Origin of the sequence: Paenibacillus sp. FSL L8-0436 (genome assembly GCF_038593025.1) — a bacterium.
Taxonomy (GTDB): domain Bacteria; phylum Bacillota; class Bacilli; order Paenibacillales; family Paenibacillaceae; genus Paenibacillus_AQ.
This window is the reverse complement of the sequence record NZ_CP151955.1, coordinates 6,198,947-6,223,038: the sequence shown is the minus strand read 5'-3', so window position 1 is coordinate 6,223,038 and position 24,092 is coordinate 6,198,947. Positions and strand designations below refer to the sequence as shown.

19 protein-coding genes are annotated in these 24,092 nt (G+C 49.7%); 13 read left to right on the top strand and 6 right to left on the bottom strand.

The features are described 5' to 3' along the window. The first annotated feature begins 9 nt into the window (after nucleotides 1-9). Nucleotides 10-213, top strand: coding sequence for a DUF4177 domain-containing protein (locus NSS79_RS28725; protein WP_342437117.1), 204 nt, complete (start codon nucleotides 10-12; stop codon nucleotides 211-213). Nucleotides 214-400: 187 nt separating this feature from the next. Here the strand turns inward: NSS79_RS28725 and NSS79_RS28720 are convergent, their stop codons facing one another. Beyond that, entirely contained in the window at nucleotides 401-610 is a 210-nt protein-coding gene (locus tag NSS79_RS28720) for a hypothetical protein (RefSeq protein ID WP_038596124.1), read from the bottom strand. A gap of 312 nt (nucleotides 611-922) precedes the next feature. On the opposite strand from NSS79_RS28720, the gene NSS79_RS28715 reads away from it, so the two are divergent. Together NSS79_RS28715 and sda are read left to right on the top strand one after the other, a co-directional pair. Then, the gene (locus NSS79_RS28715; protein WP_341119093.1) at nucleotides 923-1,585 is read left to right on the top strand and encodes a YheC/YheD family protein; all 663 of its coding nucleotides are present in this window, start codon (nucleotides 923-925) and stop codon (nucleotides 1,583-1,585) included. A 325-nt stretch (nucleotides 1,586-1,910) separates the two neighbouring features. Next, nucleotides 1,911-2,054 (top strand): sporulation histidine kinase inhibitor Sda, encoded by a 144-nt coding sequence (sda, locus tag NSS79_RS28710; RefSeq protein ID WP_076112513.1) that lies wholly within the window; start codon nucleotides 1,911-1,913, stop codon nucleotides 2,052-2,054. Nucleotides 2,055-2,187: 133 nt separating this feature from the next. On the opposite strand, the gene NSS79_RS28705 is transcribed toward sda, so the two are convergent. Beyond that, nucleotides 2,188-3,189: an NAD(P)/FAD-dependent oxidoreductase gene (locus tag NSS79_RS28705; RefSeq protein WP_038596118.1), complete on the bottom strand. Its 1,002-nt coding sequence runs from the start codon at nucleotides 3,187-3,189 to the stop codon at nucleotides 2,188-2,190. Nucleotides 3,190-3,490: 301 nt separating this feature from the next. Here NSS79_RS28705 and NSS79_RS28700 point away from each other — a divergent pair, with 301 nt between their 5' ends. The 3 genes from NSS79_RS28700 to NSS79_RS28690 all read left to right on the top strand — a co-directional run bounded on the left by NSS79_RS28700 (nucleotide 3,491) and on the right by NSS79_RS28690 (nucleotide 11,569). Continuing rightward, a complete protein-coding gene (locus tag NSS79_RS28700) occupies nucleotides 3,491-4,684 on the top strand; it encodes an NAD(P)/FAD-dependent oxidoreductase (protein WP_038596116.1) in 1,194 nt (397 codons plus the stop codon). A gap of 1 nt (nucleotide 4,685) precedes the next feature. Beyond that, a complete protein-coding gene (locus tag NSS79_RS28695; protein ID WP_342437116.1) occupies nucleotides 4,686-4,934 on the top strand; it encodes a hypothetical protein in 249 nt (82 codons plus the stop codon). 203 nt (nucleotides 4,935-5,137) lie between these two features. Further along, nucleotides 5,138-11,569, top strand: a complete 6,432-nt coding sequence (locus tag NSS79_RS28690; RefSeq protein WP_342437115.1) for a phosphodiester glycosidase family protein — start codon at nucleotides 5,138-5,140, stop codon at nucleotides 11,567-11,569. Nucleotides 11,570-11,690: 121 nt separating this feature from the next. Here NSS79_RS28690 and hemQ read toward each other — a convergent pair whose 3' ends face one another. After that, on the bottom strand, nucleotides 11,691-12,449 hold the full coding sequence (hemQ, locus tag NSS79_RS28685; RefSeq protein WP_038596109.1) for a hydrogen peroxide-dependent heme synthase: 759 nt from the start codon (nucleotides 12,447-12,449) through the stop codon (nucleotides 11,691-11,693). Between the two features lie 257 nt (nucleotides 12,450-12,706). On the opposite strand from hemQ, the gene NSS79_RS28680 reads away from it, so the two are divergent. The 3 genes from NSS79_RS28680 to dnaI all read left to right on the top strand — a co-directional run bounded on the left by NSS79_RS28680 (nucleotide 12,707) and on the right by dnaI (nucleotide 15,729). Continuing rightward, nucleotides 12,707-13,003, top strand: a complete 297-nt coding sequence (locus NSS79_RS28680) for a YuiB family protein (RefSeq protein ID WP_038596106.1) — start codon at nucleotides 12,707-12,709, stop codon at nucleotides 13,001-13,003. Nucleotides 13,004-13,206: 203 nt separating this feature from the next. Next, a complete protein-coding gene (locus tag NSS79_RS28675) occupies nucleotides 13,207-14,748 on the top strand; it encodes a helicase DnaB (RefSeq protein ID WP_342437114.1) in 1,542 nt (513 codons plus the stop codon). A 24-nt stretch (nucleotides 14,749-14,772) separates the two neighbouring features. Beyond that, entirely contained in the window at nucleotides 14,773-15,729 is a 957-nt protein-coding gene (dnaI, locus tag NSS79_RS28670; protein WP_038600668.1) for a primosomal protein DnaI, read from the top strand. A gap of 203 nt (nucleotides 15,730-15,932) precedes the next feature. Here the strand turns inward: dnaI and NSS79_RS28665 are convergent, their stop codons facing one another. Beyond that, entirely contained in the window at nucleotides 15,933-16,091 is a 159-nt protein-coding gene (locus tag NSS79_RS28665; RefSeq protein ID WP_144024388.1) for a YqzM family protein, read from the bottom strand. 350 nt (nucleotides 16,092-16,441) lie between these two features. Between NSS79_RS28665 and trxA the strand changes: the two genes are divergently transcribed. Then, nucleotides 16,442-16,759 (top strand): thioredoxin, encoded by a 318-nt coding sequence (gene trxA, locus NSS79_RS28660; protein ID WP_038596102.1) that lies wholly within the window; start codon nucleotides 16,442-16,444, stop codon nucleotides 16,757-16,759. 130 nt (nucleotides 16,760-16,889) lie between these two features. After that, nucleotides 16,890-18,902 carry an excinuclease ABC subunit UvrC gene (gene uvrC, locus NSS79_RS28655; protein WP_342437113.1) on the top strand — a complete coding sequence of 671 codons (2,013 nt, stop codon included), beginning with the start codon at nucleotides 16,890-16,892 and terminating at the stop codon, nucleotides 18,900-18,902. An 87-nt stretch (nucleotides 18,903-18,989) separates the two neighbouring features. Here the strand turns inward: uvrC and NSS79_RS28650 are convergent, their stop codons facing one another. Both NSS79_RS28650 and NSS79_RS28645 read right to left on the bottom strand, forming a co-directional pair. Next, the gene (locus NSS79_RS28650) at nucleotides 18,990-20,690 is read right to left on the bottom strand and encodes a CPBP family intramembrane glutamic endopeptidase (protein WP_342437112.1); all 1,701 of its coding nucleotides are present in this window, start codon (nucleotides 20,688-20,690) and stop codon (nucleotides 18,990-18,992) included. 352 nt (nucleotides 20,691-21,042) lie between these two features. Next, nucleotides 21,043-21,207 (bottom strand): hypothetical protein, encoded by a 165-nt coding sequence (locus tag NSS79_RS28645; RefSeq protein ID WP_342437111.1) that lies wholly within the window; start codon nucleotides 21,205-21,207, stop codon nucleotides 21,043-21,045. Between the two features lie 595 nt (nucleotides 21,208-21,802). On the opposite strand from NSS79_RS28645, the gene NSS79_RS28640 reads away from it, so the two are divergent. Together NSS79_RS28640 and NSS79_RS28635 are read left to right on the top strand one after the other, a co-directional pair. Further along, nucleotides 21,803-22,513 carry a response regulator transcription factor gene (locus tag NSS79_RS28640; RefSeq protein ID WP_342440460.1) on the top strand — a complete coding sequence of 237 codons (711 nt, stop codon included), beginning with the start codon at nucleotides 21,803-21,805 and terminating at the stop codon, nucleotides 22,511-22,513. A 7-nt stretch (nucleotides 22,514-22,520) separates the two neighbouring features. Further along, nucleotides 22,521-23,486: a HAMP domain-containing sensor histidine kinase gene (locus NSS79_RS28635; RefSeq protein ID WP_342437110.1), complete on the top strand. Its 966-nt coding sequence runs from the start codon at nucleotides 22,521-22,523 to the stop codon at nucleotides 23,484-23,486. Nucleotides 23,487-24,092 lie beyond the last annotated feature (606 nt).

Here is a 24,092-nt window from a genome sequence, read left to right as displayed (position 1 = left end):
AGCGGACACATGGAGCGATGGGAATACAAAACAATTAAATTTAAGACCGGCGGATTTTGGGGCGGCAGAGTTGATGATTCGGAATTTCAGGAGGAACTGAATTTTTATGGTAAGGAGGGCTGGGAGCTTGTATCCTGTTTTGACACCAGCCAGGCACAGGGGGCTTCCAAAGATGTCATTGTTGTCTTTAAGAGAAAGCTGATCGGGCCGTAAAGTACGGGAATAGGGATGAACCCTCTTTTACAGCGATATTGCCTATTACCTGCCTGGGGATAGCAATTGCTTCTATATAAGTAGTTAATAGATCTCAGCGAATGAAGCTGTCCATCTGCACAAGCCATCCTCTCACTCCTTCATAGAGTATAGTATCTGCAATGAAGGAGTGAAACGATCGCCGCAATCAGGCCGGAAGGATAAACTTGAAGTTAATCATAAACACGATTAAAGCGGCAGCCCCCATGGAGAAGGCGATACAACTGGCGCCAAGCACTCTGCGGCGGTCTTTTATAAACTTGAAGCCGAGCGCGCAGACAAGGATGGTGGTACCCGCCAATACAACAGACATGCCAACCATAGCCACCCAATACAATACCTCGAACAATTGTGCCACTAAGGATCCCTCCTCTTACCGCAATAATACAATGAATTTTAAGATTATTCCAGTTAGTCTGCAGAGGCTCTATATCGAATCATTTCTATTGAATCGTCAAAATAACCGCGCTGTTGCCGTCGAAAAAATGATTGTCGGATGATGCGGATGAATACAGCGCAGTGCGGATAAAGTCCCAGGACATACGGCCCCGGAGCCATATGCCCTTTTTTGCTGTGAACGCCTTCTTACACGGACAATCATACAGGAAGGCGGGGCCGCTCCTGAGTAATGTATAGGGTAGGCTGGGAATGCGAAAGGAGCGGGATTACAATGGCGGGAAGACAACTGGCCAGCAAATGGCTGAAGACCGAAGCGCTGCTTAGCGATGCGCGGGTTGCCGGTTACATTCCGAGAACAAGGGAATACAGTGCTGCCGGGCTGCTTAAAATGCTGAGAAGTTATGGGAATGTTGTGATTAAACCTGTCGTAGGCGGCGGGGGTTACGGGGTAATTAAAGTGTTTCTGGACGGGCGTGGGTACGGCTTCACATATATGGACAAAACACGCGTGTTCCGGGATTTCTCTTCCATGAGGCAGGCGCTCGAGCGTGTAAAGGTAAGACGGAAATATTTGATGCAGCAGGGTATCTCACTGGCCCGGATTGCCGGGCGCCCGATTGATTACCGGGTTAAGGTAGTAAAGAACGGAGCCCGTTGGGAGTTTCGCTCCATGGTGGGAAGATTAGCTCGTCCGGGGCTGTTCGTGACCAACCTGTGCAAGGGCGGAACGATGATGAGCTGCCGTGAAGGGCTGAGAAAATCGTTGCCCCGCAACAGAACGGCCACCAAAAAAGCGGAGATGCGGCGTCTAACCTTGGTATGTACAGAGCTGATGGAACGTCATTTTCCGGGAATAGGCGAGTTGGGCTTTGATTATGCTATAGATAATTCCGGGAAAATTTGGATTCTGGAAGTGAATACAAGACCACAATAAATAAACATTATTTTAAGAATTGACGATAGTAATAGTAATAAGATAGAATAGCGTTTAGTTATGCCGCTCATGAGGTAATATGAGGTAATAAATGTTAAATATTTGAACATAACAAAAATATTTTTGCTGAATATTCTGTGATTTGTTCCTGTGCATAACTATTATCCCCATAGTCCACTGCGCAGCATGGGCCTTCGCAACCCTTACTCACATATTATGCACAGGATTTCCACAGCTGGCTGTGGATAATGAGAACGCTTGTTCGAAAAATGATAGTTTGCTATGATAGATTCAGATCCAAATAAAGGAAAGGTAGGTGAACGTTATGGTTGAATTGTCGGATGAGATGTTGTTGGACTCTTATCAGAGAGCTATAGAGCTCCAATTAGAGCATGATTTCATCGCTCTTTTACTCGCTGAAATTCGCAAACGGAACTTACACTCTCCAGTACATGCGGTTCTACATTAAAAATCATAGAAAATTTCTGCAGCAGCTGCTTATCTTTAACCGCAAGCGGCACTAAATAGGGTATCTTTTCAAGTTGAAGTGGAATCAACCTGAAAGGATACCCTTTTATTTTGTGAAAGTATTGGCAGTTGGCTTAAAGCTTAAGATTGCTGCTGTGTCCCGGTGAAAGCTTGGCTTCAGGGTCGATATATACCTTGGCATTGTTCACAGCGGTAGGCGCCTCGCCGAATCCTACAGCGATCAGCTTCAGCTTGCCCGGATAGGTGGTAATATCGCCGGCAGCGAAGATTCCCGGAATGCTTGTTTCCATACGCGAGTCAACAACGATGGAGTTGCTCTCGATGTTAATGCCCCATTCAGCGATAGGTCCAAGAGAAGAAACGAAGCCGAAATTGACGATTACGCTGTCGACTTCAATTTCCTGTGTTTCTTTGGTCTTAATATGGGACAAGGTGACCTTGGTAATAAATTCTTCACCATGCAGCTCTGTGATCTCCGAAGGGGTAATTACCTTCACCTTGGAGGCCATGAGATTCTCTACACTGTGCTCGTGGGCGCGGAATTTATCGCGGCGGTGAATCAGGGTTACCTGCTCGGCGATCGGTTCCAGCATAAGTGCCCAGTCCACTGCGGAATCCCCGCCGCCGCTGATCAGCACCTTCTTGCCTTTGAATGCATTCAAATCGTTTACAAAATAATGCAGATTGGCTTTCTCAAAACGCTGTGCATCTGCTACCTCCAGGCGACGCGGTTCAAACGCGCCTACGCCGGCGGTAATGATGACAGCCTTGCTATGGTATTCCGCTTTATCGGTAGTGACGACGAAATGGCGTTCGTCACGTTTCTCGACAGATACGACCTTTTCTTCCAAACAGATGTTAGACTGGAACAGGTCCATTTGCCGTGAAAGGTTGTCAACCAGTTCCTGTCCGGTAACTTTGGGGAATCCTGCCACATCGTAAATATATTTTTCGGGATAAAGAGCAGCGAGCTGCCCTCCCAATTGGGGCATACTTTCAATAAGGGTTACTGATGCCTGACGCATTCCGCCGTAGAAGGCAGCAAACATGCCGGCCGGACCGCCGCCTATAATTAGAAGGTCGCTCATAGGAACGCCGGATTGCTCTAATGTCACGTAATATTACACCTCCGAGTTGATATATTCAATTTGCCATACTAGTGTACTTACTCATTATAAACATTGTGGGACCACCCTGCAAAGGCTTTAAATGACCTGAAAATTGTGACGTTTTTTCGCATGATAATATTTGATTAAAACGGTACTAAGGTTTACAATGGATATGGTTATTTTAGAAATCCTTTAAGTTTAATTGGAAATTCTTCTGAATTTAAGTGTATAAATTCACAAAAGAACACTGAATATTTTTACAAAAAATAACACATAGACAGATTTACCTGTTGGAAGGAGCCGGAACATGAGCAGTATTCCAAAAATCGTTATCCTAGGCGCGGGATATGGAGGTATTTTAACTGCCCAGCGGCTGCAAAAGGCTTTGAATTACAATGAAGCCGATGTGACGCTAGTTAACCGACATGAGTATCACTATTTCACTACCCACCTGCATATGCCTGCTGCGGGAACGGACAGCATTGAACATACACGCGTATCTATCTCCAAACTGATTGATGAATTCAAGATTGATCTCGTGAAATCTTCCGTGCAGGAAATCCGTACCCAACAGAAAAAAGTCATTCTCGAGGACGGTACGCTCTCGTATGATTACCTTGTGATCGCGCTAGGCGGCGAGCCTGAAACGTTCGGCATTCCGGGACTTGATAAATATGCGCTGACGATTCGCAGCATCAATTCGGTACGGCTGATCCGCGAGCATATCGAATATCAATTTGCCAAATACAAGAATGAGAACAATGCACAGGAGCATATCAATTTCGTTGTGGGCGGCGCGGGTTTCAGCGGCATCGAATTTGTAGCTGAGCTGGCTGACCGTATCCCTGCGCTGTGCAAAGAATATGATGTGGATCCTAGTATGGTGAATATTTACAACGTGGAAGCGGCCCCGACGGCGCTGCCGGGCTTTGCCCCTGAGCTGGTTGAGCATGCGATGACGGTGCTTACGAAGAAGGGGGTAACCTTCAAGATCGGAGTAGCCATTAAGGAATGTCTGCCGAATGGCGTTATTCTCGCAACCGGTGAGGAAATCAAGGCTTCCACAATCGTCTGGACCGGCGGAATCCGCGGCAACCGGCTGATCGAAGCTGCCGGTTTTGAAGCGATGCGCGGACGTGTGAAGATAGATGAATATCTGCGCGCACCGGGACATGAGAATATCTTTATTATTGGCGACGGCTCCCTGATGATTAATCCGGAAGGACGCCCATATCCGCCGACGGCACAAATTGCCATGCAGCAGGGCGAATGTTGCGCATTTAATCTGGTGGCGGCGATCCGCAGCCAGCAGCCGAAGAAGTTCTCCTTCAGCAACAAAGGCACCGTAGCCTCCCTTGGAAAAGGACAAGGCATTGCCGTTGTAGGCGATAAGACATACAAAGGCTGGACCGCGGCGCAGCTGAAGAAGGTTGTGGATATGCGTTACCTGTTCATTATCGGCGGCATCCCTCTGGTGCTCAAAAAAGGAAGATTCCTTTAAGATGCGCCACTGCAGCGTGCAAGTTCGCGGACTGTTGACGCGTGAAGAGCTGGACCGCTATAACGGCCTGATTGAGGCCGGTTCCTATCTCGAGGATCAAAGCCGGTATGATCTGGCTTATCATGTCCAGAAGGAAATTGATGTGCTCATTCTCCCGGCAATCGAACGCTTGAAGGATAAGGGCCGGGCCCGCGACCGGGCAACGGCTGAATATCTGGAGAGCTTGCGGGATGATGATGCGGACGAATAGCAACAAGCCTAATATGAAACGGAAAGCTTCCGGTGACGGGGAGTTTTCCGTTTTTTTTCTGCGCGCACTAACGGATTCATGCCAGTGTTAACAATACACCCTACCCTATTTTATTCTCTCCTGATGTTCAGCACATAAGATGTACCCTATGAGATTGTCCAAATTTAGACAAAATGCGACAACCACTGGGAGGGTATAACGAAGTGCAAAGACATCTGCGAAAGTTCAATCCGGCAATCATTTTTCTGTTGCTCTTATCTATGTTTCAGCCAGGTGCAATGGCGAATGCCGCTATTGCTGAACTGCCAGCCAGCGAATACGGAACGGTTATGGATATGCGCAAGACGGAGTTGGCACCGGGTGCGATCTATACCTGGATGGATATTAAAGATGAAAGAGGACGGCAAAAAGTACATACTGTGGAGTTCAATCCGCAGAATACAGGCCTGCAGCTGCGGGCCGGAACGAAAAACGGCAAGGTATACGGAATGCAGGGTGTAACAGGTATGGCAACATATGCGGATGCATCGGGAAACCGTGTAATTGCAGGCATTAACGGTGATTTCTATGAAATATCCGGCTATGCCACCGGTGTTCCGAATGGCTTGTTTATGGATGAGGGGGTTATCCTGAACAGCGGCGGCTCATATGCTTTTGGGTTAAAAGCGGATGGCACCTCTATTTATGGACAGCCGGAGCTGTCTATGAGCGTGACGGTGAACGGGAAAACAACGCCGCTGAACAGTATCAACCGTTACCGGAATACGGATCAGCTCGTACTCTATACGAAGGATTACAACAGCTCAACGAAATCAACTGCTGATGGCGATGAAATCGTACTGGATATCGCAGAGGGCGAAGTCAAAAGCGGACAAACCCTGAAGCTGAAGGTATCGGAGGTCCGGACAAGCCAAGGCGATACTCCGCTTGCCCAAGGCAAGGTGGTGTTGTCTGCGCATGGCGCCTCCAGGGCCGTATTGCAAGGATTGGCACCCGGAGATGAGGTCACTGCCGCATTTGCACTGAAGGGCGAATGGAAGGATGTCGCACTGGCAATCGGTGGGCAGGGACCGCTAATCAAAGACGGGGTTGTACAAACGGGTGTCGGGCCGGCAGGAGTGCATCCGCGGACAGCCATTGGTACGAAAGCAGACGGCAGCGTGGTGCTTTTTGAAATTGACGGCCGTTCTCCCGGGTTCAGCGAAGGGGTGGAAACAGAGGAACTGGCAAAAATCCTCAAGGATCTTGGCGTCGTATACGCCATGAATCTGGATGGGGGAGGATCTTCGACCTTTGTGGCGAAAATGCCGGGGACGAATGGAGTCAAGATGCTGAATCAGGGGTCGGACGGTTTTGAACGGCAGACCGGCAACGGATTGCTGCTCGTCAACACCGCTCCTGAATTGACTGTGGCCTCGAAGCTTGCGATCCAGCCGAATGCTGAGAGGATTTTGAAAGGTTCCAGCTTTACCTTCACTGCTGCAGGCATGGATGAAAATGGCCACCCTGCTGCGTACACTGGGGCGCTGAATTGGCAAGTTGATCCGGTTCTGGGGACTATAAATGAACAGGGTGTCTTTACTGCCGGCTCTACTGCCGGAGTAGGCAAAATTAGGGCGGCTGCCGGGAATGCGGAGGGAGAAGGCGAGATTGAAGTCGTCGAAACGCTGACGGAGCTGGAATTCCCCGATGAAATCAAGACATACACATCCGGCCAGTCCGCCCAGTTGTCGGTAAAGGCGTTGCGGGGCGGACAGACTATCCAGGCTGACAACCATAGCTTTGAGTGGCGTGTGGAAGGTGAAATTGGCACGGTGGATGAGAACGGGTGGTTTCAGGCAAGCAATGAGAACGGAAAAAACGGTAGGATTTACGTGAAATATGGCAGTGTGGAAACCTCCTTTGAAGTGAATGTCGGTTTGCCGCCTGTTATGCTGGAGAATTTTGAAGCGGGGATCGACAAATATAAGGCAGCCAGTGCGGCAGCCAACAGCGTAACGCTGGAGGAAGTGACAGATCAGGACTTTATCCGCAGCGGAGACAGGGCGCTGAAGCTGGAATATGATTTTATTGGAAAAACAGGCACCTCAGGAGCTTATGTCGCGGCAACGTCGACAGAGAACCGGATTCAGATACCGGGTTATCCGGAGAAAATCAGTATGTGGATCTATGGAGACGGGCAGAAGCACTGGCTGCGCGGCCAGATCCGCGACGGCAACAATGCGGCGGTTCCGGTAGATTACACTGATCAGGTGAACGGTGTGAATTGGACAGGCTGGAAATATGTCGAAGTGGCGGTGCCTAAAGGTAAAACAACCCCGTTGTCGATGGATATGCCTGTCCGTTATATGGAGACTAGCAATCTGAAAAAAACAAAGGGTGCCATTTATGTGGATGATATCCGCGCCCTCTATGGCCCCTTGGAAGAAGACCAAACACCGCCGGTCATTAAAAATGAGTATCCTGGCGCTAATGAGATGATCAAGACGGCAACGCCGGCCCTTTCGGTGAACGGAGAGGATGCCGGCTACGATCCGGTTGCACATCCGGGAACTACTTTAATCGATGCCTCGAAAGTGCGGTTATTTATTGACGACCAGCTCGTAGAGCACGGCTTCTATCCTCCTAAGGGACAAATTACGTACAAGCCCAAGCTTCCGCTTGCGGAAGGCCGGCATAAGGTGAAGCTTGCGATCCGCGACCTCAGCGGCAATCAGACGATTAAGGAATGGTATTTCACAGTGAATCTGGGATCTCCCTTCTATAAATATGTCACGCCTGAGGTTGTATACGCCGGGAATACCTACACTGTGGATATAATGGCGGAGAAGGCGGATAAGCTGAAGGAGGGTTCAGTTGCTTTTGCCTTTGACCCTGCGGCTGTCCGTGATCTGAAAGTGATTGCAGGCAGCAAGCTGACAGAAGGCCAGCTCGAACCGGTTATCGACGCGGCCAAGGGTACAGTGCTGCTGAAATTGAACCGGATCCATGAAGCAGAGCTTGAAGACAGCGACCTTCTGGGCCAGATTCAATATACGGTCCGCAATGATTATATCGGGCCTTATACATTGGAACAGCTTGGAGGACAGCTAAGCAAACCGCTGACTATTGAGAATACCTCCGGCTCTGTCACCTCGACAGAGGGCAGCGGAACGCCGATCAGCTTCATTGGTGCTTCACTTGAAAGTACAGTGATGACGCAGCTTAAGCTGGCCTGGAATCATTATGAGATCGCCAAAGGCCTGGCGGCTTCCTTCTCGGTAAGTGAAATGGAGGGGGGAGCGGCCTTCCAGGGAGCCAAACTGCTGATCGACGGTGTGGAAGCAGAGGAAGCATCCGGTGCGGATGGGCTGCTGACCACGAAGTCCGCTACTGTAGGGGAAGGGACGTTCAAGCTGCAGGCGGTAAAAGGCAACGCCTATAGTCCGGTGATGACGTTTAAGGTAGCGCCTTATGACGGCACGGCAGCCCCGCGCAACATCAATGTGACCATGGGTGAGGATGCCGATACCAGCCGGCGTTTTGCCTGGCAGACTCAGCCGCAGACAGAGGGCAGTGTAGTTGAATTGGTCAAGCAAGCTGAGTTCACCGGCTTCGAAGGCAGCAACGTGCTCAGAATTGAAGGCGCGAGCACCATCTACAACAGCAATAACGATGGAACGATGCGCGTGCATAAAGCGGAAGCGGCTAATCTTGAACCGGGGACGGCCTATGTATACCGGGTGGGGGACGGAGCGGCGAATGTAAGTGCCCAGGGTACATTTGTAACGAGCGGTGGAGAGCGTGAAGCCACCAAGTTCCTCTTTATTGGAGATTCGCAGGCGGATTCGCAGGCAGGCTTCGAGCTATGGAAGAATACTGCGCAGCAGGCTTTCCAGTACATGCCGGATGCGGAAATGCTTGTACATGCAGGAGATATGGTCGACAAGGGCTTCGAGCAGGAGCAATGGAACTGGTGGTTCGGAGCTGCACAGGAACAGCTGATGCACACTTCGCTTGTGCCGATTATCGGGAACCATGAAGTGATGGGCACGAACGGTGACGGGGATTATCTGGCCCAGTTCAATAACCCGCAGAACGGGGCAGCGGGTGTTAAGGGAACAAACTTTTCATTTGATATCAAAGACACCCATTTTGTGGTGATGAACACGGAGCATGGCGAGGCGGAGTATAAGGAGCAGGCCCAGTGGCTCGATCAGGATCTGTCAGCCACGGACAAGAAGTGGAAGATTATTTTCTTCCATCAGGGACCTTACGGCAGCATCTATGCCAATGAACGGGTGCAGCAGGTCTGGGTGCCGGTATTTGACAAGCATAAAGTAGATCTGGTGATGAACGGACATGATCACATCTATATGCGCTCCTATCCGATGAACGGAGGGCAGCAGGTTGCCGAAGGCGAGGGCACCCGGTATGTCATCGGCGGATCATCCGGTCCCAAATTCTATGCGCTGACCGAAAGGTTCTGGCAGGAGAAAATTTATGACGAGGACGAGCAAATCTTTACTGCGGTTGAAATAAAAAATGACGGGATTACCGTCACTGCCCGAACGGTTGACGGACAGGAGCTTGATCAACTGGTCATTGCCAAAGTGGCCCCGGAATCCGTTACACTGGACCGTACGGAAGCATTGCTTGAGCCTGGACAAAGTATGCAGCTGCATGTGCAGGTACTTCCTGCCAATGCCTCCAAGGTAAAAATCCATTGGTCTGTTGTTTCCGAGCAGCCGGAGAACACAGTAACGGTTAATACTTACGGATTAGTGACCGCCCTTAAGCCGGGGACGGCAGTCGTAAGGGCAGCCGTTGAAGGCTACCCTGCTATATATGCGGAGAGCAAGATAGACGTGGATGCTCTGGAGTCGCTCTCTCTGCAAGGCAAGCAAGTATTACGGGCGGGAGATACCGATCAGACGGTAACTGAAGCTGTGTATGCCTCCGGAAAGCGGATAGCCGTAGTTGAAGGGCTGAGTTATTCCAGCCAGAATACTGATGTGGCCACGGTTGACGATCAAGGACAGGTTGAGGCACATGCTGTTGGTTCAACTGTGATCTCGGTAACGTACAGAGAACTGGCCGCCCAGTATAAGCTTACGGTGTCAACGGACGGTGCGCCAGTTATGACCGGTCTGGAGATCGAAGGCCCGGAAACCCTGGAACAGGGAAGCAAGGGCGTTGCGGTAGTTCAAGCCGTGTACAGTGACGGCAGCCTTGTGAAGCTGGCCAAGGGGGTTCTGTTCGAAACCTCCGATTCTAAAGTGGCAGAGATTAGCAAGTCTGGGGAAATACACGCGCTAAGTGCAGGAACAGTAAAAGTCCGTGGGGAGTATAACGGGATGAGTGCAGAGTACGGGCTGGTGGTGACCGCTGCCGGACAAGAGCCGACGCCAGTACCAACACCAACGCCAATACCAACACCAACACCAACACCAACACCAACACCGAGCTCACCCCCGGCACCTGGCGTGGTGATCTCCCCTACTTCTTCTCCGACAGCTGCGGCAACGCCGGAACCCGGAGTCGTGGAGATTGCAGCTGCCCGGTTATCCGGAGAGCGGAATGCGCAAGGGGAGGTTGTAATTACAGCCGATCCAGCCTGGACGGAATTGATCCTGCCAGGGAATGCCGGCGAATTGCTCGGCAAGGCTCCGCTTAGAATCCGATCGACCGGCTTGTCCGTGGTGATTCCTGCCGGAGTGCTCGCCGAATTAAGCAGCAAGGTACCGGAAGGCGCAATCCCTGGCAGCACCATCTCATTGGCTGCTGAGGCGGTTGGCAGCGATACCGCGCAGGCCTTGATCACCCGTGCAGCGCAAATGTCGGGAGCATGGCTGGAAGCGGCAAGTGAAGTGAGGGAATGGAAGCTTAGTCTTACAACAAAGCAGGGCCAGGAATTCGTCTTATCGCAATTTGCACAACCGGTTACTATTGCTTATGAGGCAATTCCACAGGGGAATAAAGAGCTGCTGGGTATTTACTATATTGGAGAAGACGGGGCGCTTGAGTATGCCGGCGGTAGATGGACCGAAGGCAGGCTGAGCACAGCTGTGAGCCATTTCAGTAAATATGCCGTTCTGCAATACGACAAAAGCTTTAGTGATTTGCCTGCAGAGCACTGGGCAACCGGCGCAGTGAAGCAGCTGTCTGCCAAACAGCTTGTGCAGGGAGTGTCTAGAGAAAGGTTCGATCCGGGCCGGGCGGTTACCCGCGCAGAGTTCACAGCAATGCTGGTGCGTTCACTGGGACTCAGCGGGCATACGCCTACAGGGTTTGCCGATGTCCAGCCGGACAAGTGGTATGCGGAGGCAATTTCTGCGGCGCAGCAGGCCGGAATTGTGAACGGTTTGTCGGGTTCCGCCTTTGGGCCGGAAGCTGAAATTACCCGTCAGGAAATGGCAGTTATGCTCATTCGCGCTTACGGGTATGCAGCGGAGACACAGGTGACCACAGCTTCAGCTGCGGCAGCTTTTGCCGATACAGCAGACGCTCCGCAATGGGCCAAGACGGCTATTGAAGAGGCCGTGCGCCTAGATCTCTTGCAGGGTCGTGCCGCAGGACGCTTTGAGCCGAAGCAGAACGGTACACGTGCCGAAAGTGCACAAATGATTGTGAATCTGCTCCAGTATATGAAATAGGCAGTAACGGAAAGCAAACGCACAAACAGACCGCAGCGGTTAGGCTGCGGTCTGTTTGTGTGTATCTATGAACCCGGCATAAAAGCCATGATGTGAAATACAGTATGCGGCTGTCCGGGGATTACAGCTTCAGCATCTCTTCGAAGCTCTCCGGAGTCAGCAGATTGCCGACATAGAAAGGTCCAAATTCGCCGTAGCGGGCGCTGACCTCGTCGAAACGCATTTCGTAGACCAGCTTCTTGAACTGGAGCGCATCCTCGGCGAATAGTGTAACGCCCCATTCCCAATCATCAAAACCGACGGAGCCGGTAATAATCTGTTTTACCTTGCCGGCGTAACCGCGTCCGATTAGGCCGTGGGAATACATCAGCTCACGGCGTTTCTCCATATCGAGCATGTACCAGTTGTCAGCAAGCTCGCGTTTCTTGTTCATCGGATAGAAGCAGATATGTTTGGCTTGCGGCAGAATCGGCTTCAGGCGGGCTGCCACATGCGGATTCAGCATGGGATCGCTGCCATCCCCGGCGCTTCCGCCGGCAGCATAGTTGCTAAGTTCTACAATACTGACGTAAGAGTAGGACTTGGTGGTATATTGGGCAAAGGCGATTTTGTTGAAGGCGGTCTCAAGGCTATTCAAAGCTTCCAGGCTTTCGCGCAGAAACATCATCACGAAATCAGCCTTCTGGCCGACAATGGCGTATACAGCGGAGCTTCCTTCCTTGGCTTCTTCAACCGGGCCCCATTCCTGCATAAAAGCATGCAGCTCCTCCAGGGCAACGGCACGCTCTTCATCATCGGCAGCCGTCCAGGCCGTCCAGTTCAGCGAGCGGAAGTCATGTAGTGCATACCAGCCTTCCAGTGTCAAAGCGGCTTCGTTCATGTTCTCACTCCTTAAAAGTAGAAATAACTTTGCTTAAAACCAGCTTCGAAAGCATACGCTTCTATGTATGATCCGATTGATCTATTTGCATTGTATCGCATGCGGGAGGCCCAGAGCAAACCCTGACACCGGCATTTGAGATGAATGGAGCGTGAGCTGCAATAATGTTCATTGCTTCGTTACATTTTTTCTAGTAAACTTACTATTAATTAAGGCTTAGTGTGCGGTTCTTTATAGAGAGAGGGGATGGCGGTACGATGGGATTTATTCCTGTGTTGGTTCTGGCCGTTTTATTCTTTGTCATGATGTTCGGCATTGGTTTTATCCTCAATATGTTAATGAAGACCACCTGGTTTCCCGCATATCTGTTCGTGATTGTCATTCTGCCGATCGTAATTTATTCCATCTGGGATAGAAGCGCCATGACGCTCTGGGAGCATTTGTCCACCTTTCATATTGTGGATTATCTTACAGGGATTGCCGGACTTGCGGGTGCGGTGCTCAGCGGCTGGACGATCCAGAAACTGCGGCTTGGCGGCTATAAAATGTTCTGATAAAGATTTACATCACACAGAAACGGCTGCACTCAGGCCGTTTTTTTCTTTTTTGCCCGCTATCGCCAGCAAGTGTTCATAAGGGGCCGATAATGCGGCGAAATGCGCCTTATTTGGTTCTTTTTTTACATTTCCGGCCGGGTGTTTTGTGATAGAATAGAAATCTATATGAATTCGTGTAGAAAAGGGGGAGGTATCCGCAGATGCGCATGAGCAACTTGCATCATTTCACCGAACATCATCGGTACTGCGTTTCCCGCGAATTCGGTCTAAGCAGTGTGGATGGACGTATGCTGGGTTCGGTCTATCAGCCGATGGTCGGAGCCTTTGCAATCAGCCTTTACAGGCTGCTGTTTGAACATATTCCGGCTGAAGCAATCGGCTACTCCACAGTGGAGCAGCAGCGCAGGCTGTTTATGACGCTTGGAGTTGAACCGAATGAGAAGGGCCGCAAATATTTAGTGGATCAGGCTTCCCGGCTGGAAGCGGTGGGGCTGCTTCAGACCTGCCGGATCTATGTCGGGGAAACCGAGGATTATATGTATGAATACGAGCTGCTGCCGCCGCTGTCGCCGGCTGAATTTTTTGCAACTCAGCATTTGACGCTGCTCCTGCGGGACAAGATCGGCAAATTCGCTGTGCTGTCGCTGCGCGAGCAGTTCTGGAACCGCGAGCCGGAGGAATGGAGCCGCCGGTCGATTGGCAAAGAGAATATTTCCCTGCCCTTTTATGATATCTTTCAATTGAATACCCATGTGATAGATTATGAGCTGGAGCAGGCGCTGGCCGAGGTGGCTACAGTCCGCCAGCCGGGGACGCGCGAAAGCGGCGAGCCGGCCATCGGCTACAGCGATATTATTTTGCGGTTCCCCAGGGAATCGGTCAACCGGGTTCATGTTGAGAAGCTGCGTTTTGATCATACCCAGATGGGTGTCATTAATTATGTGGCCCATAAGTATGAGCTGAGTCCCCAGGATTTAAGCCGCCTGCTGGATGAGGACGGGGTCTTTACGCCTGACGGCGAGGTCATTCTTGATACGCTGCAATACAAGGCGAGCCAGCATTTCCGCCAGGATATGAAGCGGCAGGAGAAACGGGAGATCGCTGCGGCCAAGGTAGTCTCGCTGCGCTCAGCTGCGGCTGAGGAAGGTGATGATTCCATTGCTCCGCCGGAGCAGTCGGTTGAGATGGAATATTATGTGGAGGTTCCTCCGCAATTCATGTCCAAATGTGATATTCACCAATATAATATGATGCTGCGCAACGAGCCTTATACACGGCTGCTGCAAACCTTTTTTCCGGGTGCGGTGCCGGGCCAGCTGATGGATATTTTTGAGAAAATAGATCTGAACTACAAACTCAGCGGTGAAGTCATCAATGTGCTGATTCACTATCTGATGACGATGGTGGCTTCGGGCGGCGACCAGCGGATGAACCGCAATTTCGTTGAGGCGATCGCCTCCAATATGCTGGTGAAACAGGTGAACACGTACGAGAAGGCGGTGCGCTACATCCGTGACCAGTCGAAGGTCAAGGGCAAAGGCGCGGCATCCGGCTCCACCGGCGCGTCCGGAACACGCCAGCGTTCTTATGCGAAGAACGGGCGCTCCGCCAAGCCGGAAATTCCGATGGTGCTGGATGACGGCAGTGCCGGAACCGTATCGGAAGAGGAATTCGCGGCGATGATGAAGAAAGCGGCCGAGATTAAGGCCAGTAAGAAAAAGGGCGTTTCGAAGACGCCGTAAAGAAAGCGAGGTGCGGAAATGGCAATGGAGTCTATGGGCGAAGTGCTGCGTTCGATGAACAATTCCGCTCTGCGCCAGCGTTCGCGTGATCTTGAGCAGAATCTGCTGAACCATCCTTTGGTCAAGCAGCTGCAGGCTGAGCATCCGGAGCTGGAGGAGTCGCGGCTCAAGGTTCACTTGAGCCGGTTATATCAATATGTCGAGGAGAGCCGCCACTGTGCAAACTGTCCCGGCCTGGAGAAATGCCCGAACGATTTTCCCGGGCACTACAGCAAGCTTACAGTTGAGACCGTTAACGGCTCGTCGGATCTATATGAACGCAAGACAGCCTGCAATCTTAAGGTGGCACAGGATAATCAGGACAGCATCCGCAAACGGATCCGCAGCTTCTATGTAGACGAACGTGTGCTGAACGGCGGTTATGACGAGATGGATATTATGGGCAAGGACCCGCGCAGGGCCTCAGCCGTGAATAAAATATTTGATTATATTGAAAGAATCAAAGAAAACGGACTTACTTCGCAGGGGATTTACCTGCACGGCACTTTCGGAACAGGCAAAACGTTCCTGATGTGTTACCTGCTCCATGAGCTGGCGGTTGCAGGGTATAGCGGTGTGATTGTGTACATGCCCGATTTTATCGAGGATCTGAAGTCGATCATGCTGGACGGCCAGAAATTGAAGGAAACCGTCGATACCCTGAAGAATTGCGATTTGCTTATCTTTGATGACATCGGTGCGGAGAACCTGAATCCGTGGGCCCGCGACCATGTGCTCGGAGCAATCCTCAACTACCGGATGAACCGTAAACCTACCTTCTATACCTCGAATTATCCGCTGGACGGCCTGGAGAAGCATCTGAGCTTCACCAGCAAGGACGGCGAAGAGCTCTACAAAGGCCAGCGGCTGATGGACCGTATCGCTCCGTTTGTGGAGGTTATTCCCCTGCACGGGGAGAATCAGCGCGGAACAGGCAGATAAGGCGAAGAGCCAGCTTTATAATAAACATACAAACAGCGGCAGCCCGGGACGTTAAGTCCAAGGCGCCGCTGTTTTTTTTGAAAATATAAGAATTTATAGGTTTCACACGATAACTTATCCTTCGATTTCTCGCAAACAAACCTCCAGTGTTTTCCTTGTGGGGAAAGGCTGGAGGTTTGCGCTGTGTGATAAAACCTGCCTGTCTATTCGGAGAGAATGAATTTGACGATTACCATTCCGAAGAAAACAAGCGTCATAAATCCCGTCATTCCAAAAAAACCGGCCAATAAATCACCTAAATCGTTGCGGGGCTCCTCATTGAAGTGTTCCCGCGGGTCCCGGACCTTAGCATTGACATCCATAGCTTGCTCCTCCTTGCGGTTGCATGCCTGCACTTAAATAGGTTACAGTTATACATGTGAGAGAAGTCATTGACAATTAATGCGCTTTCCTCAAGTATACGAACTCAGCAGTGAGATGTAAAGATGAGTTTATCTTACAAAAAATAGATTTTATACAATGTAATTGTCTAAAACATTTCCCAAAAGCACTGTATATATGTTATACTGTTGATGTGTCGGTAAATGGTAATTTGGTTATCATATTACATGAAACATTTTATCCCGCTAACATTTCGGAGTGAATTCGCTCGAACTAGCGTACGCTATAGAAGCGGATATTGCTTCGCAAAACTTAAAGGAGGAACAATATCATGGCTATCGTGAACGTGTCTGACCAATCCTTCGTCGGCGAAGTGGAAGGTCAAGGTACTGTTGTAGTAGATTTCTGGGCACCTTGGTGCGGCCCTTGCAAAATGCTTGCCCCTATTCTGGAGGAATTGTCCACCGAGCTGGGAGACAGCGTTAAAATTGCTAAATTGAATGTAGATGAGAATCCGGAAACGGCTTCCCGTTTTGGAGTAATGAGCATTCCTACGCTGATTTTCTTCAAAGACGGCCAACCCGTGGATAAAGTTGTAGGACTGAACTCCAAGGATTCCCTTAAGAATATCGTAGCTAAACATCAATAATTTCATTTGATGCTGCTGTACTTGGGCCGTTTTCGGCCCAATCGCCAAAGCGCCTCCGGTTTATCCGGAGGCGCTTTGTGTGCTAAACTTACCTTATAAGCTGCAGCCAAGTCTAGGTGGGGGAGAAATCATGGACTATAACGATAATATCCGCAATAAGCTGGCACTGCTGCCCGACCTGCCCGGGTGCTATCTGATGAAGAATGAAGAAGGCACCATCATTTATGTGGGCAAGGCCAAAGTGCTGAAGAACCGCGTCCGCTCTTATTTTACAGGCAGCCATAATGGTAAAACCCAGCGGCTTGTCGCCAATATTGTTGATTTTGAATACATCGTGACCTCCAGCAATATGGAAGCGCTCATTCTGGAGTGTAACCTGATTAAGAAGCATATGCCGCGTTACAATGTGCTTTTGAAGGACGACAAGACGTTCCCGTATTTGAAAATAACGAATGAAGCTCATCCGCGCCTTGAGGTTACGCGCCGGGTGATTAAAGATAAAGCGAAATATTTCGGACCCTATCCGAATGCATACGCGGCCCATCAGACAAAGAAGCTGCTGGACCGGATGTATCCGCTGCGCAAATGCGGAGTAATGCCGAAAGAGGTCTGTCTCTATTATCATATGGGCCAGTGCCTGGCACCTTGTGAGAAGGAAGTGCCCAAATCCGCCTACGAGGAAATCACACAGAATATTGCCGCTTTTCTCGGGGGCGGCCATGAAGCGGTTAAGAAGGATTTGCAGCAAAAGATGCAGGAAGCCGCAGAGGAGCTGTACTTCGAGCGGGCCAAGGAATTGCGTGACCAGATCATCCACATCGATGCCCTGATGGAGAAGCAGAAGATTAACACTGCGGATACCAAGGACCGCGACGTCTTCGGCTATGCTGTGGATAAAGGCTGGATGTGTGTGCAGATTCTGTACATACGGCAGGGTAAAATGATTCAGCGTCATTCGTCTGCTTTTCCGTTCTACGGAGAGGCTTACAGTGACTTTATGTCTTATGTGACGCAGTATTACAGCGACAATCCGGCGTTGCCGCAGGAGATCCTGCTGCCGGATAAGCTGGAGGAAAACACGGATAAACCGGCTCAGGCCACGGCTTCCGGTGACAGTGGTATGACCGGTGCGGGTGCGTTCACAGCGCTTGTTGCCGAGGCGGCCTCCGCTGATGAAGCTGCGGCGGAGACTGGTCAGGTAACGGCGCAGGATATGGCAGAGGATGCAGAAGAGCGTGAAGCCGCAGCGGCCGAAGCTGCTGCAGCCGGCACTGTGGATGCGGCCGGAGGGGCGGCAGCCTTGCAGGAATGGCTGAACGTCAAGGTGCTTGTGCCGCAGCGCGGGCTCAAGAAGCAGATGGTCGGCATGGCCTGCCAGAACAGCCGTGTGGCGCTTGACGAGAAGTTCCGTCTCATTGAACGGGACGAGGAACGGACCTCTGGAGCGGCCCTCAGCCTCGGCCAGAGCCTGGGTCTGGAATCGCTCAGCCGGATAGAAGCCTTCGATAACTCGAATATTCAGGGAACCAATCCGGTATCGGCGATGGTGGTATTCATTGACGGCAAACCTGCCCGGAAGGAATACCGCAAATACAAGGTCCGCACGGTCCAGGGGCCGGATGACTATGAAACGATGCGCGAGGTTATCCGGCGGCGTTATGAGCGGGTGCTGAAGGAAGATTTGCCGCAGCCTGATCTGATTGTGGTCGACGGCGGGAAGGGGCAGATCTCCTCGGCCATCGACATCCTGCAGAACGAGCTCGGTCTTTACATTCCCGTCTGCGGTCTGGTCAAGGATGACAAGCACAAAACCGCTCAGCTGCTGATCGGCGACTCTGCCGAGCCGGTGCCGCTGGCGCGGGACAGCCAGGAATTCTATCTGCTGCAGCGTATCCAGGATGAAGTCCACCGCTTCGCGATCACCTTCCACCGCGAGCAGCGCGGCAAGTCGATGGTCACCTCGAAGCTGGACTCCATTCCGGGCATCGGTGATAAGCGGCGGAAGCTGCTGCTGAAGCATTTCGGCTCACTCAAGAAAATTAAGGAGGCCTCGATTGAGGATTTCCGCCCCCTCTCCATTGGCGAAAAGCTGGCGGGGCAGATTCTTGAGGCACTTAAAGATGAGGAGCCGGCAAAGGAGTAACGTATAGCAGTCTTACCCACAACGCAATCTTACAAATGATAAGCCGAACCTTTTGGGGTTCGGCTTTTTTTGTAATCTAGGGAATATTTAATTCTCTGCCAGCGGCCCTACCGGTTCCAGCGGCTTTGTATTCCCTGGCTTATTCGGGGGGTTAAACCGGTACACGATGTAACCGACCACGAATGGCAGGATGAGCGTCACGATTCCGGCGCCTATATTTACGCTCTCCTTCATGAAGATCAGCGTGGCTCCCATCAGAATGCTGTCGAACACGACATGGCTGAACATGACGGCGATAAAGCCGTAGCGCAGGAAAATATAGCTGAACAGCAGCCCGATCACTGTCAGCTCGATCGGACGCGAGCTAATCGGGTAAATCGGATACAGTGTATGGCCGAAAGCCCAAATGAGCGTCGTGATCAGCGAGGCGATGAAGGTGTTGCGGACGACTTTTTTGAGCATCCGGATGCCAAATAGGCGGTAGACGGCTTCCTCGGACAGGCCGGCAAGCCAAGCGACGATCGGCAGCAGCCAGGCATATCTCATATTGTAGGGAGATTGGCTGGCGTCCGTGGTGGACCAGTTATGCAGCGTGAGCGACAAGATGATGAACATAATTGTCTGCACACCAAGCAGGATAAAGGCCCAGATATAGCCGGTGCGCATGCTGTCGAGCACATATTTGCCGTATCCCGGCTCCTTGGCGCGGGGCCAGGGATTCAGGCCTTCCTCCTTGCGCCATAAGCCGTTGCCTCCAACGAGCGAGAAGTAGAGCAGGGAGGACATCAGCAGGCTGTATAAGGCGTAAATGACGAACAAGATGGCAGAGGTTATCCGGGCTTCAGGGCTGTCACCGCCGGATTCCGGCAGCATATTGTAAGTGCTGACCATCATGATTACAAAATGGGCCAAACTTAAGAAGATGCCGCGCACAAAGGAAGTATGGCCTCTTCTCAGAATGCTGTAGATCAAGGCGAGAATGCCAAGAGCCAGTGTCGGCAGGCCGTAGCCAAAGCGCGTCAGCGTTTGGGCCAGCGAGGTCTGGTCCTCTACATACGAAGTATGCCAGGAGGGAGCGGAAAATCCGGCCCTGAAGTAAGAAACCTCACCATCCTGGAAATTAAAGTTATAACGCAGCAGAGTTTCTCCGACTTTGACCGAATGGTCTGTATAGACAAGCCCGTATTCATTTGTGCCGGCTTCGATCTGCAGCTTGGCGGGATTTACTCCCCATTGCTTGAGCCACGGGCGGGCGAGCTCCTCCTTCTTATCCAGAGAAAGCGAAGAATCACTGTTTGCACGGGCAGCAGCCGGAGCGCTTCCATAACTGGATCCGTTCTCGGATTTGATGCTGGCACCGCGGGCAAAGGCCACAACCTCTCCAGTGTACATATTGAGATCGACGGCAAGGTTGGGGTCCTTTTCTCCAGAAGCCTGAAGCACAGCATGATAGACGTCAAAGGGATAACGCTGATCCAGCTTGTTTTTGGAGTAGTCCTGCAGGAGCTTCTCCCGGGACATATATCCGTAGAAGTCCGAATCAGTCTGATAAACGACGGTCCAATGATCATTTGCTGTCTCCGTATGGCCAAGTTGCTGGGCTGCGAATGCGGCGGCATGTGAACGGGCTTCGTTCTTGCTGATGACGGTGGTATCTTCTCCATGGGTACCCGAAAGGAGCTGGGGAGCTACCTGGAACATAATAAATACGATAAGACCCAGAATGCCCGATACGATAAGTCTGATGGAAAGAGGCCGCTGCTGTAAGGGCTGGCCGACGGAATTCATGAAACGCCTCCTTGTGATGAATTGATCCTGCTCTTTTCCTTAAGCTTTGTGCTTTTCTTATTATAGTATCACTTGGCGTGCGGTTACAGGAATGTTGTTGGCACTTTCGGGAAGCATGAAACAAGCTGTTCTCCATTCAAAAACTTTGCGTTTTGGAAGCTCTGATCTTTTTGCTGATGTCCTTTGCATAAAGATCGTTCCGATAAATTTGAATGGAGCAAAGTCATTGTTGCTGCTGTTTCATTTACTTCAAATCCTCCTTTTCAAAATGAAACAGCGTGTCAGGGTTTGCGTTTTGCAACACAAGGATACCCTAACATGCCTGTAAAAGCTATACCAAAAACCACTAAATTTACGTTGCCTGAGCCTGTGCATTTGAAACGATTACGCTTTCCACACAGTCCTCTATGCTTCTGCCTTCAGGGAGAAAATGAAAATTCACCGTGTAGTTTCTCTTACCGATTTTCACTGCCTGTTCATACACACTCACATCAATCTCGCCTAACTGGTCAGCCAATGTCGTTCTCATCTTAGAAAATAAATTGCGAATCCAGTTCATTATTCTTGTGTTTTTCAAAGGTCACTCCATCTTTTTGATTATTTTGTTGTTGTCATCCACAGAGAAGAGAATAATTATATCTTTATTCCTTTAAAGAAAAAATTGAGAAGATAAATCCCACACTGCATCATTTCTTAAATATTTGACATAACAATTTGCGGTACCGGACAAAAAGTTATGTCAGCGTATCTATTCCTCTCGCCAAACAAAAAATGCGATCGGAGACAGCTTGCAATCAAAAATCTGATTTTGTACAACAAAAAAGTTTCCTCGTTTCATATTTACGAACACACTCCTTTCCACAAGAGAGAAGGCATGAAAAATGCCCCTCACTTCTATTAAGGAAAAAGTGAGAGGACTGTACGGACTGATAAAGTTAAGATTACGTGTCTTGATTTTATTCGCTTTGGTGTATACCCTAAAAGTCATAGAAGCAAATATGAGAAAAAAAGAATTGACGGAGCGGTTCGCTTCGGTCGTGCATGGGCAATCCCAAGGGATGCAGAAAAACCAGCGGACGCAAGTAAAAAGAGGATGGATATGGGAGGGGAAAATGAAAAATAGAGTTTTAATCATAGACGATGACAAAGAGCTTTGTGCTCTTATGAAAAAATGTGTAGAGCAAGAGAATTTATCTGCTATTATTGCACATGGCGGCGTGGAGGGGCTGCGACTGGCCGACGAAAATAAAAATAACTGCTCTCTTTCTCTTGTGATTTTGGACGTAATGATGCCGGATATAGGGGGTTTTCAAGTTCTGAAAAAAATTAGGGAAACAAGTAATATCCCGGTGCTCATGCTAACTGCCAAAAATGACGAGGAAGATAAAGTTTCCGGGCTGCGGCTTGGTGCAGATGATTATTTGACAAAGCCATTCAGTATTAACGAACTGATGGCTCGTGTCAATTCTCTTATCCGCCGCTATACCACCTTAAACCCTACGACCGGAATAGATACGGAGTGCATGGTGCTGAGAGGAATGGTCATTGATAAAGCAAACCGCAGTATTTCTGTCAATGATATTCAAGTTGAGCTTACAAGCAAAGAGTTTGATTTGCTTTCGTTTCTATCTTCTAATAAAGGACGGGTGTTTACAAAAAAACAGATTTATACACAAGTGTGGGAAGAAGAATATGCTTTTGACGATAGTAACATTATGTCTTTCATCAGTAAATTGCGGAAAAAGATTGAACCAGACCCCAACCGTCCATTTTATATTTTAACTGTCCGAGGTGTAGGCTATCGTTTTAATAAGGAGGCTTGACATAAATATGAGTATTTATCTGCTTTTTGCGTTGGTTCTTGCCCTGCTTATTATAGCGTACCTTGTTTCTGTCTTACGGCGTGTCCAAACACAGCTTGCACTTATAAAAGACGCTTTAGAAGATATAAAAAATGGAAACCTAAATCGACGTGTTTTAGCAACGGAGAGCGATATGACAAGGCAAATTTGTTATGGTATTAACGAAATTGCAATCAACAGCCAATCACAGCTTATTCAGCAAAAGCAATCAGAGCAGGCATACAAACGGCTAATGGCAAGTCTTTCCCATGATGTGAAAACTCCACTTGCTTCTTTGGTTGGTTATTTGGAAGCGATCGAAAGTAAAATTGTTGTAGGAGAAGAAAAGGACGAATATATCCATGTTGCGTCTGATAAAGCCCAGCACTTAAAAGGTTTTGTAGAAAATCTGTTTGAATGGGTTAAATTAGATTCCGGGGAACAAATTTTTCATTTTGAGATTTTTGATTTGAATGAGTTATCCCGTAATATTATAGCTGATTGGATTCCTAGTTTAGAAAACAGCCATTTTGAATATGAATTTGATATACCTGAAACAGAGTATTTCATGCACATAGACACAAACGCATATACCCGTATTCTCAATAATCTATTCCAAAATATTATTACCCACAGTGAGGGGGATAATATGGCGCTGCGTATTTTTGAGAATGAACAGCAAGCCGAAATTATAATAACAGACAACGGGAAAGGGATATCTTCTGATAATCTCCCACATATTTTTGAAAGAATGTACCAATGCGACCATTCACGGTCTGCCAAAGGAAACGGGCTTGGGCTTTCTATTTCTAAAGAGCTTGTCAGCGCCCACAAAGGAACGATTACAGCGGCCAGCATTCCTGGCTCTGGAACTACATTCACGATTTTATTGCCAAAAGGGGCTGTCCCAAAAGCCATGAAATGGTTGCTTGGGGCAGCCCTTGTTTTTGAATAAGATCAACTTGAGCACTTGATGTGGACGCTCCGCGAACGGACTGTTGTTCCAATCGTTGTTGCCCTCAGATTTTTTTGATTCTCCTTAGCGGTGAAAATCCGGGGACTTCCGTTCCCAGCGAATGGATCCGGCTGCGACCTTCATGCGGATGAAAAAAGACCACATGCGAAATGGTCAACTCAAACCAGGTTACAATGTACAGATCGGAACCGAAAACAGTTCATCTTGGCGTACAGCGTGCACCACCAAAGCAGGGTGGACACCCGCTGCTTCCAGCCGCATATGGAACAGGCTCGACAAATCCTGCGAAGTGAAGAGGATTATGCCCTATTCGTTCAACGAATGACCAAAAACACAGAGCAGCGATCCTCCAATAACAGGAGAATCGCTGCTCTGTTGCTTTTTACGGTCAATTTTAATCATAAAACTGTCTCATTCGCCGGAAACTCCACCTATGGGACAGCCCCTTTATTACTGCCAAAACAAGATAAAAACAAGGTTACGGCAAGGTTTTGGCAAGGTTAATGTTTTATACTTTTAATTGTGATTGTTTCTGCCTTTAGTTCGGTTATCACATTGCGAAAGCACAGTTATCGAAAGTGAGGG